The sequence below is a fragment of the Fictibacillus phosphorivorans genome (genome assembly GCF_001629705.1).
Classification (GTDB): domain Bacteria; phylum Bacillota; class Bacilli; order Bacillales; family Fictibacillaceae; genus Fictibacillus; species Fictibacillus phosphorivorans_A.
Genome location: NZ_CP015378.1, coordinates 2,671,803 through 2,685,368 on the forward strand (window position 1 = coordinate 2,671,803; position 13,566 = coordinate 2,685,368).

The 13,566-nt window shown below is 39.5% G+C and carries 18 protein-coding genes; 2 read left to right on the top strand and 16 right to left on the bottom strand.

Annotated features, from left to right (window positions below; genetic code table 11):
• Nucleotides 1-12: 12 nt before the first annotated feature.
• The 13 genes from accB to ABE65_RS13875 form a co-directional block, all read right to left on the bottom strand.
• The gene (gene accB, locus ABE65_RS13815) at nt 13-516 is read right to left on the bottom strand and encodes an acetyl-CoA carboxylase biotin carboxyl carrier protein (protein ID WP_066396024.1); all 504 of its coding nucleotides are present in this window, start codon (nt 514-516) and stop codon (nt 13-15) included.
• Between the two features lie 308 nt (nt 517-824).
• Nucleotides 825-1,337, bottom strand: a complete 513-nt coding sequence (locus ABE65_RS13820) for a SpoIIIAH-like family protein (RefSeq protein WP_066396025.1) — start codon at nt 1,335-1,337, stop codon at nt 825-827.
• 4 nt (nt 1,338-1,341) lie between these two features.
• Nucleotides 1,342-1,983: a stage III sporulation protein AG gene (gene spoIIIAG, locus ABE65_RS13825; RefSeq protein ID WP_066396026.1), complete on the bottom strand. Its 642-nt coding sequence runs from the start codon at nt 1,981-1,983 to the stop codon at nt 1,342-1,344.
• On the bottom strand, nt 1,980-2,606 hold the full coding sequence (gene spoIIIAF / locus ABE65_RS13830; RefSeq protein WP_066396028.1) for a stage III sporulation protein AF: 627 nt from the start codon (nt 2,604-2,606) through the stop codon (nt 1,980-1,982). The genes spoIIIAG and spoIIIAF overlap by 4 nt, the downstream gene beginning before the upstream one ends.
• 10 nt (nt 2,607-2,616) lie before the next feature.
• On the bottom strand, nt 2,617-3,801 hold the full coding sequence (gene spoIIIAE / locus ABE65_RS13835; protein WP_066396031.1) for a stage III sporulation protein AE: 1,185 nt from the start codon (nt 3,799-3,801) through the stop codon (nt 2,617-2,619).
• Between the two features lie 17 nt (nt 3,802-3,818).
• Entirely contained in the window at nt 3,819-4,208 is a 390-nt protein-coding gene (spoIIIAD, locus tag ABE65_RS13840) for a stage III sporulation protein AD (RefSeq protein WP_066396033.1), read from the bottom strand.
• A 13-nt stretch (nt 4,209-4,221) separates the two neighbouring features.
• On the bottom strand, nt 4,222-4,428 hold the full coding sequence (gene spoIIIAC / locus ABE65_RS13845) for a stage III sporulation protein AC (protein ID WP_066290831.1): 207 nt from the start codon (nt 4,426-4,428) through the stop codon (nt 4,222-4,224).
• Between the two features lie 16 nt (nt 4,429-4,444).
• Nucleotides 4,445-4,960, bottom strand: a complete 516-nt coding sequence (gene spoIIIAB / locus ABE65_RS13850) for a stage III sporulation protein SpoIIIAB (RefSeq protein ID WP_066396036.1) — start codon at nt 4,958-4,960, stop codon at nt 4,445-4,447.
• Entirely contained in the window at nt 4,957-5,886 is a 930-nt protein-coding gene (spoIIIAA, locus tag ABE65_RS13855; protein ID WP_066396038.1) for a stage III sporulation protein AA, read from the bottom strand. Before spoIIIAA ends, spoIIIAB begins: the two co-directional genes overlap by 4 nt.
• 619 nt (nt 5,887-6,505) lie before the next feature.
• Nucleotides 6,506-7,063 carry an elongation factor P gene (gene efp / locus ABE65_RS13860; protein WP_066396040.1) on the bottom strand — a complete coding sequence of 186 codons (558 nt, stop codon included), beginning with the start codon at nt 7,061-7,063 and terminating at the stop codon, nt 6,506-6,508.
• Between the two features lie 21 nt (nt 7,064-7,084).
• Nucleotides 7,085-8,158 carry a M24 family metallopeptidase gene (locus ABE65_RS13865; protein WP_066396042.1) on the bottom strand — a complete coding sequence of 358 codons (1,074 nt, stop codon included), beginning with the start codon at nt 8,156-8,158 and terminating at the stop codon, nt 7,085-7,087.
• The gene (gene aroQ / locus ABE65_RS13870; RefSeq protein ID WP_066396045.1) at nt 8,155-8,607 is read right to left on the bottom strand and encodes a type II 3-dehydroquinate dehydratase; all 453 of its coding nucleotides are present in this window, start codon (nt 8,605-8,607) and stop codon (nt 8,155-8,157) included. Before aroQ ends, ABE65_RS13865 begins: the two co-directional genes overlap by 4 nt.
• Nucleotides 8,608-8,684: 77 nt before the next feature.
• On the bottom strand, nt 8,685-9,200 hold the full coding sequence (locus tag ABE65_RS13875; RefSeq protein WP_066396047.1) for a YqhR family membrane protein: 516 nt from the start codon (nt 9,198-9,200) through the stop codon (nt 8,685-8,687).
• 187 nt (nt 9,201-9,387) lie between these two features.
• On the opposite strand from ABE65_RS13875, the gene ABE65_RS13880 reads away from it, so the two are divergent.
• Together ABE65_RS13880 and ABE65_RS13885 are read left to right on the top strand one after the other, a co-directional pair.
• Nucleotides 9,388-10,332: a DUF1385 domain-containing protein gene (locus ABE65_RS13880; protein ID WP_066396049.1), complete on the top strand. Its 945-nt coding sequence runs from the start codon at nt 9,388-9,390 to the stop codon at nt 10,330-10,332.
• A 19-nt stretch (nt 10,333-10,351) separates the two neighbouring features.
• Entirely contained in the window at nt 10,352-10,726 is a 375-nt protein-coding gene (locus tag ABE65_RS13885) for an SA1362 family protein (protein WP_066396051.1), read from the top strand.
• A gap of 3 nt (nt 10,727-10,729) precedes the next feature.
• On the opposite strand, the gene ABE65_RS13890 is transcribed toward ABE65_RS13885, so the two are convergent.
• The 3 genes from ABE65_RS13890 to splB all read right to left on the bottom strand — a co-directional run bounded on the left by ABE65_RS13890 (nt 10,730) and on the right by splB (nt 13,517).
• Nucleotides 10,730-11,659, bottom strand: a complete 930-nt coding sequence (locus tag ABE65_RS13890) for a patatin-like phospholipase family protein (protein ID WP_066396055.1) — start codon at nt 11,657-11,659, stop codon at nt 10,730-10,732.
• A 292-nt stretch (nt 11,660-11,951) separates the two neighbouring features.
• Nucleotides 11,952-12,368, bottom strand: coding sequence for a transcriptional regulator MntR (gene mntR / locus ABE65_RS13895; RefSeq protein WP_066400195.1), 417 nt, complete (start codon nt 12,366-12,368; stop codon nt 11,952-11,954).
• A 111-nt stretch (nt 12,369-12,479) separates the two neighbouring features.
• Nucleotides 12,480-13,517, bottom strand: coding sequence for a spore photoproduct lyase (splB, locus tag ABE65_RS13900; RefSeq protein WP_066396061.1), 1,038 nt, complete (start codon nt 13,515-13,517; stop codon nt 12,480-12,482).
• Nucleotides 13,518-13,566: the final 49 nt, after the last annotated feature.

Sequence of the window (13,566 nt, forward strand, 5' to 3'; positions counted from 1 at the left end):
AGACATACCCTCCTATTCTGCTTTCACAAGGAACAGAGGTTGTCCGTATTCTACTAATTGTCCGTTCTCAACTAATACTTTTACAATCTCACCATTAACTTCAGATTCGATCTCATTGAATAATTTCATTGCCTCGATGATACATACGATGCTATCTTTTGAAACTTTATCTCCTGGCTTTACGAATGCATCCACATCTGGAGATGAAGCAGCATAGAACGTTCCTACCATAGGTGAAACTACTTTATGTAAGTTAGCGTCGTCGTCTGCATTCTTCGTTTCTTGTTTAACTTCGGTATTTTCCTTCACTGTTTCAGCTGCTGGAGCTTGTTCTTTTACTGGTGGTGCTTGAGTGACTACAGGCTGGGAAACTACTTCTTCAGCTCCGTATGAAACTACTGATCCACTGTCCTTTTTAAGAACAATCTTAGAACCGTCATTTTCGTATTTGAATTCGTTGATGCTTGATTTGTCAATAAGTTTAATCAATTCACGGATTTCTTGTATTTTTAACATGCTCTCTACTCCTTTTTACAATCCTATCCAGTTTAGGTTTTTTATTTAGCACCTTCTATTGTGACTAGGTCTTAACACATGTAAATATACCACATTTCTCTTTTCGTGGATACATTAGAATCATGTTAAAGTTAATAGTACACGATAACGCCTTACATTGTAAGCGTTTACGAATACTCTTCACATCTTTCTATCATTTCCCTTCACTAAGAAATGCAAACTATTAATGACACTATAAGTTTCTATCCAATATATCATGAAAACGCAAAAAGAAAAAAGCCGGAAATCCCGGCTTTCAAATTCTTCGTTTATTTAGATGCATGATATTCAACGGCAACTGTTTTATTGCTGCCAAGATGTTCATTGGCAACGTTCATGATCTCAACTACTTCTTTTTTCGATAGTTTATCCGCCTTTACGATTACTTTGATCTCATTGTTCATCGTGCTTACTAAAGCGTCATTGAATCCCATCGATTTGATCAATGTTTCTACTGTTGATTCTTGCATCGTAAGTGACTGAAGTTCTGTCATCTTCGCCCAAGCATCAGCTTGAACTTCAGCAGAGGCGTCCTCAGATCCAGCAACCGCTACATAATCAGCACTCATCTCATCACGCACTTCATCTCGCTCAAGACGTAGTGCTGTAAAAACATCATCGTTTGCAACACCTGAAACTGTCGCTTCCTTACCTGACTTCTTTCCTGCCTCCAAGTATGCAAGATCATCGGTCCCACCAGGCGCTGTGATGTAATACACCGACAACACAATGATTAAGCTGAGCATAGTTAGAAGCCAAACGGTTTGTTTTTTCAATAACATTTGATTATTCCCCCTCAGGATTTTTTGGTCCTACGAAAATCTGGTCACTACCTATATCAAAAACTTTTTTTACGAGCTCTATGATCATAGACTTTGTCTGGATGTTCTCTGCACCTTGTGCCAACACAGCTACACCTTTAATCTTTGGTTTTTCTGTTGTAACGATGATCGGCTCTTCTCTGCCATCATTAGAGATGATGACTACTTTTTCATCTATCTTTTGATCTTCTATCGTTCTCTTGCCACCATTTTTATCATTTTCAGAAGTTGTTTGACTCTGTGTGCTATCATCTGTAACGAACTCTTTTTTCTCCGTTGTAGAAAGTTCAACCCAGACTGACACTTTGCCTACGCCTTGCATTTGCTCTAATAGATCTTTCAGTTCGTTCGAGTAACGATCTTCATAGGTTTTAATATTCTTGTCTGTGACTTCTTTCGCTTGTTTAAAAACCGCCTCGGATTTAACCTTTGTTTCTGGCACTAGCCCGTTTAATGAACTTTTTTGAGCAGGGGAGTCTATCATCTTGCTAATAAACATAAGAGAAATTCCCAATAGGAGTAAGACAAGTAAGTACTTTTGTTTATTCCCTGCTTTATCACTCAGCTGCAGCCGTTTTTTTATCTGTTCCCAAAATGAACGTTTCATTGGGATGACTCCTCTCCCCCTTCCAAATGTATATCAACTTTGTCTGCATCCAGCTGCCATTGATCAGCTAAAAACTGGATGACTTCGCTTGAGACCGGTGGTTCGAGAGATTCTTTTCTCTCTGGACCAGAAACGCTTACATCTACTTCTGTTACTTCAGAGATTCTTGCTTGATCGTGAAACTTGGCTAGTACCACTTTGGCACCCCTAATATCTTCAGGTTCCAACGGCTCTTTACCGATTTCCGTTTGAATTTGAAGATCAACAATCTCTAACTCATAGGTCTGTTTCAACTCCTCTTGAACTTGTTTTTTCATTGGGACAGCCATTTGCTCTAATATATATGCACGTTGAGCGGATTGTATTTCACTTTTATTCTCTTCTATCGAATTTTTTATTTCGTCTTCTTTCTCAGCCGCTGGTAAATCCATAGCAAGAAACACTTGATCGAGATCTGAGTTTATTAGTTTGAACAGTGGTGAGAGCATGGCAAGCAGGATGAGCAAACCTACAACCATCTTGATATAATTTTGAAATTGATTGCCAGGTAACAACAGCTCGATGACTCCTGCTAAAAGTACAAGAATAATAATATTGGTTATCCATTCCGTTAAAAATGCCATAACTCACCTCCTATCGAACCATCAGCGTAACGTTGCCGGCTGCAATGATAATCGTTATAGCTAAGAAAAACATGATGGACACCGTCATAAGGGCCGCAAAGATAAACATGACACTCTTACCGATGATGCCTAATGATTCGACAATCGGCCCACCGCCTAAAGGCTGAAGAAGGGCTGCCGCCATGCTATAGATAAAAGCTAGTATTAAAACTTTGATGGCAGGAAAGATCGCGAGTAGAAGTAATAATAGAGCCCCTATTATGCCTACAGAATTTTTTAGTAAGATAGAAGCGCTCATAACAGTATCTGTCGCATCTGTAAACATACGGCCGACAACCGGAATGAAATTTCCAGTTATGAATTTTGCCGTCTTGATCGTAATACCATCTGCCACTGCTGCTGTTGCACCTTGTACGCTCATGACACCGAGGAATACTGTAAAGAAAAAGGCGAGAGCTCCCATGCTGATATTACGCAACAGCTTGGCTAACTGAGTGACTTTGTGATGTTCTGACATCGTAGAAACGATGCTTAATAGTGCTGATAGAAAAAGAAGTGGAAGTACAAAATTCTTGATTAATAGACCGCTTGTATTTACTAAAAACAAGATAACAGGATGAAAAAAAGCGACTGAAGCGATACTTCCAACAGTTGCCATCAAGGCCAGAAGAAGAGGAATGAGTGCGATCATGAAACTCAACATATTATCGATCGCTTCTGTCGCATAAGAGATGGCAACGTGAAAACTGTTTAAAGCTAAGATGATCAAGACCATATAGATAATGCCATACGCCACTTTTGAAATGGCTGATTGATCAAATGCATTCTGGATGGATTGAAGAAGCATACTGAATACGGTGAGTAGAATTAATGTTCCAAGTAGTTTTCCGTGAACAGCAAGTTCATGAAACATGAACTTCAAAAGACCCAACATGTAACCTTTTAAGGAAAAATCTTTTTCTCCTTTTACAAATTCAATGAATGTCCCTTTTTGGCTTTCTGGCAAAAAACCGCCATATTCTTTGGAGATGCTATCCCAATATTGTTTGATCTCATCTAACTGCATGGATGAAACTTGTTGATCTACCATTTTTGAAGTGATTGAACTCGCCGATGCGGAATCTATGGGACCAAATAGGATGGAGGAAAAGAATATGAATAGAAGAATACTTGTCCGCATCATCACTTTCTGCATCTTTACAACCCGCTTTCTTATTTCGGAATAAGCGTCAGCACGGTCTCGATAATAACTGTTAAGATCGGTATCGCCATCACTAGAATCAGAATCTTCCCGCCTAGTTCAATCTTAGAAGCAATAGCCCCCTGACCAGCGTCTCGTGTGATCTGTGCTCCAAACTCTGCAATATAAGCGATACCGATTATTTTTAACAACGTTTCAACATAGACCATGTTTACGTTTGCGTTTATAGCAAGTCGTTGAAGCATCGTTAGAATCTGTCCGATCTTATCAATCAAGAATAAAAAGATTCCTGCACCAACCATGAGTGTGACCAAAAAAGCAAAATTGGCTTTTTGTTCTTTAAGGACTAATGCTAAAAAAGCAGCAACCAGTCCAAAACCAACAATTTGGATAATTTCCAATCTGGCCCCCTCCTTAATTTTGAAACAAAAAGACGCCTTTTACTTTTTGAAACAAATCATCTAAAAGAGTAATGACCATGAAAAGAGCAACAACAAAACCTAATAGAGTGACCCAATGTGCATAATCCTCTTTGCCGATCATCTTTAACACGGTATGAAGCATCGCGACGATTATCCCAAGCCCTGCGATCTGAAACACTGCGTTTACATCTAATCCCATCGATGGTACCTCCTATTTACAGTAAGAGAATAACGATTAAAAGTCCCATGAGGACTCCAAGACTTTTGCACATTTTTTCATAACGTTCTTGTATGTCCCTGGCTTCTTTTTCTTCACGATTAAGGTGAGCAAGTGTCAATTGAATCTGCTTCTGCTGATGCTCTTTGTCATGCCTGCCAAGCGTCGCTCCAAATTGGCGAAGCACTTCAATCTCACCCATCTTAAAAGAAGTCTCTTTAGCCAAAACAGCCAACTGTATATCCCATGCTTCTTGCACCGAGAGTTCACCTTCTACTAATGTGTCTGATATGGTAAGGAAGAAGGTAGACAACGGTTCTTTTAAAGGTTTTCCTATATGCAAAAATGCCTCATGAAGCGGAGTAGATCCATACATGATCTCAGCCTCCAAGGCTTGTAGTGTCACTTTTAGTTCTCTCAACTTTTTAGGACGCTCTCTTACTCGTTTTGCCCACTCAAAACCAAAGATCGTAGTAGCTGAAAGAATGGCGATCGCACCGATCCAACTCATCATGCTCTACCACCAGACGATCTGTAGATCTCATTTAATTCTCCATCATAGATTCTTTGAACCGTTCCTGGTCCTTTATCGCGGCTCAAGATAACATACCTTTCAAACAATGAAAGATCTCCTAATGGTTTCATCACAGGACGTTTCATTGCATCTTCAACAGAGCTGCCATGTGCGGTAAAAATCATTTGAACACCCGCATGCATCGCTTCTAATATCGCTTCGCCATCTTCTTTTCGACCGATTTCATCGACGATCATCACTTGAGGACTCATCGAACGAATGAGCATCATCATCCCTTCCGCTTTCGGACATGCATCAAGAACATCAACACGTCGTCCGAGGGTATGTTGAGGGACACCTTTGATAGCACCGGCAATTTCAGACCGCTCATCTACGATTCCCACTTTAAAAGAAGGGATGTTTCTTTGTTGAACGCCACAACTAATGACCCTCGCAATGTCTCTTAACAACGTGGTTTTCCCAGTTTGCGGCGGACCGATCAACAAGGTATTGAGCCACTTTTTTTGAAAAAGATGAGAGATCAACGGTTCAGCGATGCCAATTTTCTCTCTCGCTATCCTTACGTTAAACGAACTTATATCCTTGATGGCTTTTACGAAGCCCTGTTCAGTGATCACTTTTCCAGCTAGTCCAACACGATGTCCGCCTGATATGGTGATATAGCCCCTTTTTAGTTCCTCTTCAAGGGCGTAGAGAGAGTGTTGACTCAATCGATTAAGTAATACTTGTGATTCTTCAGCCGAGATTGATTCCTCAGTCGGGTAATTAGGTTTGCCCGAACAAAGAATTTCCATCGGCTGTCCAATCCTAATCCTGATCTCTTCTACAGATTGAAGGACAGATGGTGGCAAATTTCTTAAGGTATTCTGAATCTTATCTGGAAAAAGTCTAAAGATTGTCTCCATGACCCGTTTCTCCTTTAAGAGGCTAGTACTATAAAAGTATGGTGGTCATTTAAGCTTTATGCCAATAAAAGTAGATTTGAAGTTAGAAGGGAAGATAGAGAGGTTTTTGATAGATTGTTCATAAAAACATCTGCAAAAGAGCATATCTTGATGGTTGGGCTTCTCATATAGTAGGAAGCCCATTGGTATCAATTGATTGAAAAGATAAGTCGGAAGCCACTGTAGTAGAAAAAAGTTCAGATTGTTTATAAATATAGGGCTATATGAAGTTTATTTCCAATTTCGATCGTTTATAAGTTATTTTTTATGGGAGCTATACAAAATAGTGAGCAAAGGTTCTAAAAACTGTATGCGGAACTATACGGAATGGGGTATTTTGGGTATAAATCTCTGAAATCCTTATAAACATTCAAGAAATACCGGACTTAATTCCGCGAGTTTCAGCATTAATCCCGCGAGTTCTTGTCTTATATCCGCGAGTCTACAAGAATCGACAATCAGCAGGAATCAGATACTTCAAACAAACATGCATCCATTAGCGTCCTGTTTGAAATTTACTGCATCATTACAACATAAAAAAACCTCACTCCAAAAATGGAATGAGGTTCATTATTATAGACTATGCACGAGAAACGTAAGCCGCATTTCTTGTATCGATGATCAGCTTGTCCCCTTGGTTTACGAAGAAAGGTACTTGTACGATCAAGCCTGTTTCTAGCGTTGCTGGTTTAGTTCCACCAGAAGCTGTGTCCCCTTTAATACCAGGCTCAGTCTCTGCCACTACTAACTCAACTGTGTTTGGAAGTTCAACACCAATCGTTTCACCTTGATACGTCATGATGTGAACCGTCATGTTTTCAAGCAAGTATTTCAACTCGTACTCAATTTGTGAAGCTTGAAGTTCAATTTGCTCATATGATTCGTTATCCATGAACGTGTGTGTATCTCCAGATGCATATAGGTATTGCATCTTACGGTTTTCGATATGAGCTTTAGCTACTTTTTCTCCACCGCGGAACGTTTTTTCCTGGATACCACCTGTGCGAAGGTTACGAAGTTTAGAACGAACAAATGCCGCACCTTTTCCTGGCTTTACGTGTTGGAACTCAAGAACTTGCCAGATCCCGTTGTCAACCTCAATCGTTAATCCTGTTTTAAAATCGTTTACTGAAATCATGTTTTTATCCTCCTGAATACCTTAACTTAACGTTAAGAGGGTTTTAGTAGCATGCGTAAGTGATTCATTGCCATCTTTTGTAATGAGTGCATCGTCTTCGATCCGAACTCCACCTAGACCAGAGATATAAATACCTGGTTCGACTGTCACAAGCATTCCTTGTTCAAGAATCGTGTCAGATTTCATTGATAGAGCTGGCCCTTCATGAACATCTAAACCAATCCCATGTCCTGTAGAATGTCCAAAGTAATCCCCATAACCTTTTGAAGCGATGTAATCACGTGTTAACGCATCTGCATCCTTACCTGTCATTCCAGGTTTGATGCCTTTCATTCCTAGCATCTGCGCATCATATACGACCTGGTAGATTTCTTTTAGCTCATCCGAAACATTTCCGATGGCTACCGTACGAGTGATATCAGAGCAATAACCTTTGTAGTATGCTCCAAAATCCAAGGTTACTAATTCACCCGTTTCAATCTTCTTATCCGAAGCAACACCATGTGGTAGGGCTGATCGGTAGCCTGAAGCCACAATTATATCAAACGACGAAGAGATAGCTCCATTTTTTCTCATGAAGAATTCTAGTTCATTGGATACTTCCCGCTCAGTAAGCCCTGGGCGTATATACTCGATGATATGTGAAAAAGCGGCATCGGCGATAGATGCTGCATCCTTTACTATCTTAATCTCTGATTCATCCTTAATCAAGCGCAACTTTTCCACGAGACCGGATACAGCAACAAGTTCAGTGTTATTGTCATCTAATTGTGTCTCGTATGTACGATAAGTAGAGTATGTAACATGGTCTTGCTCGAAACCTAGCTTAGAAATTGAAAGCTCCTTCGTTAACTTTGCAACCTCTTGCGGAATCGGATCTGTATGCATCACAACACGATACCCTTCTGCTTGTTCCGCTGCTTGCGTCTTATATCTGAAATCAGTTATTAAAACGGCTTCATGTTTCGTGATCAAAAGAACTCCTGAACTTCCTTTAAACCCACTTAAATAAAACCGATTTGAAGAAGATGTAACTAAAAGTGCATCAATATCAAACGTATCAAATAATTGCCTTGCCCGTTCTACACGATTCATAACGTATCCCCTTTAAGTTGATTATGAAAAACTTGAAGAGCTAATTTATAGCTATCAAAACCAAAACCTGAAATCTGACCGATCGTAACTGGCGCAATAACAGATTTCTGTCGGAATTCTTCTCTCGCATGCACATTTGATAGATGGACTTCGATTACGGGGACATCTACACTGGCAATCGCGTCTCTAATCGCATAACTATAATGAGTATAGGCACCTGCGTTTAGAACGATACCACGGAACTTATTTTCGGCTCCATGAATAAGGTCGATGAGATCACCTTCATTATTACTCTGTTCAAATGAAAGATCCAATAATAGTTCTTTTGAAAATAAAACGAGTTCTGTTTGAAGATCTTCCATTGTTTGCGCACCATATATGCCAGGCTCACGTTTACCTAATCGGTTTAAGTTCGGTCCGTTTATTACAAGAAAATTTCTGTTATTCACCTGAAACACCTAGCCTTCGCATAAAAAAATAGAATGTTCATAAAACATTCTATCATAGCGTCTGTTCTTTTGAATAGTTACGAACTCTGTGTAGATTCCTTGTTTCCTTGGGACTGGCCATGACGTTCACTGTATTCAAATGAGATCGAATAACCTACAAAAACACCATATAAGATATAGATACAAAGCGTTGTTGTTATAGTATTTTTCCCTATCGTATTCATAGGTTCCAACCCTGGAAAGATTGGATGAAGCAAGAAAAATACGATTCCCCAAAGCGCTACACCAAAAATGATGCCTGCCCACATGGATTTGATCTTAGCAAATGCATAGCGATAAGCGATAGCGACTAAGATCGAAAGCAGAGCAATGATCAAAATACTGATCAGTTGTCCAATCCACTGAGATTTCCACTTCCCAAGTGCCCATGGCGCTAACACAAGTGCGGGACCGACCTTTGAAAAATTTAAATAGTAGGCAATAAATCCGAAACAAGCCCAGATTAAGCCTCCAAAGAAGCCGACACCTACGACTCTGCTCATGAATGAAGACTGAGCTTCCTGTTTATTTTGTTCTAGTTTTGAATCGCTCATTAACGACCACCTCCAACACTACTAGTATGTCCACAAAACCATTGCCCAAACTTCTCATACGTCAACCAATCATATTCTGTGTAAAACATGTATAAAATGGGAAAAATACAATCATCCTTTGTGGAGGAATATCCGGCTTTCCTGTAGAATAGAAAGTACCTACAAAACTTTAGGCTGGGGGTTCAACATGACAAAAGAGAAAAAGCCCGCTTACGGCGGCCAGGCCGTATTAGAAGGGGTTATGTTTGCCGGAAAGCACACATATGTAACGGCAATACGCAGAAATGATGATACGATCGAGTACTTCGAACTAAAGAAGAAACCATCTCCTATCCTTTCAAAATTAAAGAAGATTCCTTTCTTAAGAGGATTTATTGCCATAATCGAAGCAAGTATGAACGGTACACAGCATTTAAATTTTTCAGCTGAACGATTTGGCATTAACCCAGGAGAAGAAGAAAAAGAGGAAGAAGAAAAACCATCTAAATTTGCCTTTTTCTTTTCTCTAGCCATTATTGGTGTCTTATCTTTTCTTTTTGGAAAATTTGTTTTTACCCTTGTACCCGTTTTTTTAGCAGAAGCATTTCGTTTTATCGTACCTGGGCATTTAGGACAGAATTTATTAGAAGGTTTGTTCAAGTTTATCTTTTTACTAAGCTATATCTATTTTGTTTCTCTAACACCTGCGATCAAGAGGGTATTCATGTATCACGGAGCTGAACACAAAGTAATCAACACTTATGAAGCAGGAGACGAGCTAACCGTCGAAAACGTGAAGAAGCATTCAAGACTTCATTATCGTTGCGGCAGCAGTTTTATTCTATTTACAGTAATCGTCGGCATGTTTATCTATTATTTCTTTCCATCAGATCCGTTATGGTTAAGAATTTTATGCAGACTTGCGCTTATTCCTGTGGTTTTAGGGGTATCTTTTGAAGTATTACAGTTAACAAATAAACTAAGAGATGTTCCGGTTCTTCGTTACCTAGGCTATCCAGGTTTATGGCTTCAACTTTTAACAACGAAAGAGCCTGATGAAAAACAAATAGAGGTTTCTATTATTTCTTTTAATGAAATGTTACGTCGTGACGCATCCTATGAAAGTGAACTTAACGCAAGCAAAATCGTTTAATCATAAGGAGGTGAACCTGTTGCAACAGAATCATAGAAGATTGCATCCTATCATTTGGTTTGTTATATCACTGGCTGTTGTCGGTATTCTTTATCAACTAGTCACTTCACCTCGCCAATTATTTACGACCATTCTGATCGGAGCAGCAGTGGTCGCCGTGTTTTACTTTATCTTCCGCAGAACATCATCGGGTGTAAACGGCAAGTATAGAAAAGCAGTCAAACAATCACAAAAACGCTATGGCACGAACCAAAAGCCGGCTAAAGCTGCCTCTCCGTTGTTTCCGAGCAAAAAGACTGCAAAGAGTTCCGCTCAGAGAAAGAAAACACGTGAACATCACTTAACCGTGATCGAAGGAAAAAAGAACAAGAAAAAAAATCGAGCCTCCTTTTAAGGATTAGGCTCGATTTTTATATGCTGGATTCGGATATCTCTTACTTGTTATCCAGCTCTGCAAAAATTGTTCCGCTCGATCATGACCAAACGTATACAGTTCATTCTTCGCTTCTGAAGACAATTGAAAATCGATGACAGATACATGCTTTACAGGCATAAAAATAATATCTCTGGCGTCGTGTGAATCAATGTATCGGTTATCATGAGCTTGCATCATCGTTTCAAACAGTGCTTTAAAAAGATGAACAGCATTCTTCACATTGTGTGTTGGAATGTGGTCGTTGATATATGAACTTAATTGAAAACCTAGCACCGGCCGAACGGGCACTCTATCTTTTCTTTGGAATAGCCACATCGGAAAATTACTCAATACACCTCCATCAACAATAAAACTTTTTTGTCCAACACGATTGAAGAGTTTGATCGGATAGAAGAAATAAGGAAGACTGCAACTCATTCTTACTGCTCTTGCCACTGGAAAACGCTCTGGCAACAAACCATATTCCTCAAGATCATCTGGCAAAACAATAAGCCTTCCTCGAGAAATATCAGACGCAATAATCTTTAAACTGCCATATGGAATATCCGCAAATGTAACAATTCCACGTGCCGCTAGAAGAGAAGCTACCCAGTTCTCCAGATAATCCCCCTTAAACAGACCAAGCTTCCAATAAAGCTTCAACCAGTTCATAAAAGGTACTGGCACAATCGTTTTACTTGTATCAAGAAATTTTCTAAAGTCTAATTTATCAATAATTTCTTTCATTTCCCCCGACGTATAACCTGCTTTGATTAAAGCAGCCATCAATGCCCCCGCACTTGTCCCAGCTACCCTCTCAAAACTGAGGCCTCGATTCTCAGCTGCTTCAACAGCACCAATCAACGAAAGCGCCTTGATGCCCCCACCCGAAAATACTCCATCAATTCGCATAAACATCTCCTCCACTACTATCCTAATCAGCAGAAGATGTCCTTTATAACCGATTCTTCAAAATAAAGTCTTTTGTTATAGGTTCAAAAAGTTGGTTTGTTCACGCAGTGAACGGCGGTGTAGTTTAACAAGAATACTGTCCACTTTTTTGCAAGAATACTGTCCGGTTTCCCCCGTTTACTGTCCACTTTCCAGATTTTACTGTCCACTTCTTACAAAATACTGTCCATTCATGTTTCCTTACACACCGCACCACACAAAAAATCCAAAATAAAAAAACAACCATAAAAAATTATGATTGTTCTTGTTCTTCATTCTTTGCTTGAACTTCTCTTAATGATTTTATCCTATTTTCATCTTCTTCAAAAAACTGAACAAGATCTCCAATTCGATCAATAGCGTTCCAACTTAAATGATGTTCGATACCTTCAACATCTTGGTAGATGTTCTCTTGGTCGACCCCTATAACTTTTAAGAATTCTTCAAGTAACTCGTGTCTGTAAACTAAACGTTTTCCAAGTTTTTTTCCGTTTGGTGTTAGAACGAAGCCTCTGTATTTTTCATAAACGACATACTTGCCTTTGTCGAGCTTTTGGATCATCTTGGTTACTGAAGAGGGATGCACTTCTAGGTTCTCAGCAAGATCTGATACCCTGGCATAGCCTTTCTCTTCGATTAGGGCATAGATGCGTTCTATATAGTCTTCCATACTTGGGGTTGGCGGCAAATTGTTCACTCCCTATACTAAACCAGCTTGGTCTCTATAAAAAGGATACTATAGAATGGTAAGCGTGACAAGGGAAGCAATATTAGCATTTTATCAAGTAAAATATTCAATCTTAGCTTGAGGAAACATCGTATGAATATAATTCTCTACCGTTTCACGCAGTCTTGTCGCCTGATCATCTTGATAAACATATTTTCCGATTCCATATCTTCCCCACTTATACTTCCGCTCTTCTTCATTCATCTCAAGCTTTGATTTTGGATAGTTTTTTTCGATAACTCGTTTTGCAGGTTTCGTAAATCGGTGCTGAATCAGTTCAAACGTAAGATCGTTCGTTAAGTGCTTTGGAATCTTTGCTTCTAAGGTATCAAATAGTTCTTTATAGCCTTCTTCCCAATCTTTATGAAGATAAAGAGGTGCCACGATAAACCCTAAGGGATATCCTGCTTCAGCCACTTTAATGGCAGCATTAATGCGCTCTTCAAGCGGACTTGTACCGAGTTCGAAGTTCTTTATCACATAGTTTGAATTTACGCTAAAACGGAAACGCGTTCTTCCTTGGTGTTTTGCATCCAGTAAATGATCTACATGATGGTATTTCGTCGTAAATCGAAGTCTCCCTAAATCTGTGGCACCAAAAAACTCAATCGCTCTTTTCAAATTATGAGTAAGATGGTCGATACCGACAATATCCGATGTACAGGAAGCTTCGAATCGCGTGATCTCAGGCGCTCGCTCTTGCATATACTTTTCTGCCTGAGCAAAGATCTCATCTGTATTCACATAAGTTCGTAGATATGGCTTGCTGCCGAGTGTCGTCTGTAGATAACAATAATGACAATGCCCCATGCATCCTGTTGCAAGAGGAATCGCGTATTCTGCCGATGGTTTTGATGTATCAAATTTTAATGTCTTTCTTATACCAACTACAAGCGTTGATTTGGCTGTTCTATACTTTTGAAAATCATTATCTCCTGGCAGATCGCGTATTTGGTTATGTGAAGTTGTCTCTCTGATTTCAACTTCTAATTTGCTAAAACGGTCGAACAGTTCTTTTCCTAACGGATACTCTAGTGCACGCGGTTCAAAATAGATCAACTGCGGCATAAACGGTTTATTGGCACCAGCCATAGTCACACACCCCACAATTTTTATCACAAATGATGGAGTTAGTATGTGC

Coding starts and splice junctions, on each gene's coding strand:
- accB (WP_066396024.1), bottom strand. CDS start 516: ATGTTAAAAATACAAGAAATCCGTGAATTGATTAAACTTATTGACAAA.
- ABE65_RS13820 (WP_066396025.1), bottom strand. CDS start 1,337: ATGTTATTGAAAAAACAAACCGTTTGGCTTCTAACTATGCTCAGCTTA.
- spoIIIAG (WP_066396026.1), bottom strand. CDS start 1,983: ATGAAACGTTCATTTTGGGAACAGATAAAAAAACGGCTGCAGCTGAGT.
- spoIIIAF (WP_066396028.1), bottom strand. CDS start 2,606: ATGGCATTTTTAACGGAATGGATAACCAATATTATTATTCTTGTACTT.
- spoIIIAE (WP_066396031.1), bottom strand. CDS start 3,801: ATGCAGAAAGTGATGATGCGGACAAGTATTCTTCTATTCATATTCTTT.
- spoIIIAC (WP_066290831.1), bottom strand. CDS start 4,428: ATGGGATTAGATGTAAACGCAGTGTTTCAGATCGCAGGGCTTGGGATA.
- spoIIIAB (WP_066396036.1), bottom strand. CDS start 4,960: ATGATGAGTTGGATCGGTGCGATCGCCATTCTTTCAGCTACTACGATC.
- spoIIIAA (WP_066396038.1), bottom strand. CDS start 5,886: ATGGAGACAATCTTTAGACTTTTTCCAGATAAGATTCAGAATACCTTA.
- efp (WP_066396040.1), bottom strand. CDS start 7,063: ATGATTTCAGTAAACGATTTTAAAACAGGATTAACGATTGAGGTTGAC.
- ABE65_RS13865 (WP_066396042.1), bottom strand. CDS start 8,158: ATGAATCGTGTAGAACGGGCAAGGCAATTATTTGATACGTTTGATATT.
- ABE65_RS13875 (WP_066396047.1), bottom strand. CDS start 9,200: ATGAGCGATTCAAAACTAGAACAAAATAAACAGGAAGCTCAGTCTTCA.
- ABE65_RS13880 (WP_066396049.1), top strand. CDS start 9,388: ATGACAAAAGAGAAAAAGCCCGCTTACGGCGGCCAGGCCGTATTAGAA.
- ABE65_RS13890 (WP_066396055.1), bottom strand. CDS start 11,659: ATGCGAATTGATGGAGTATTTTCGGGTGGGGGCATCAAGGCGCTTTCG.
- mntR (WP_066400195.1), bottom strand. CDS start 12,368: ATGGAAGACTATATAGAACGCATCTATGCCCTAATCGAAGAGAAAGGC.
- splB (WP_066396061.1), bottom strand. CDS start 13,517: ATGGCTGGTGCCAATAAACCGTTTATGCCGCAGTTGATCTATTTTGAA.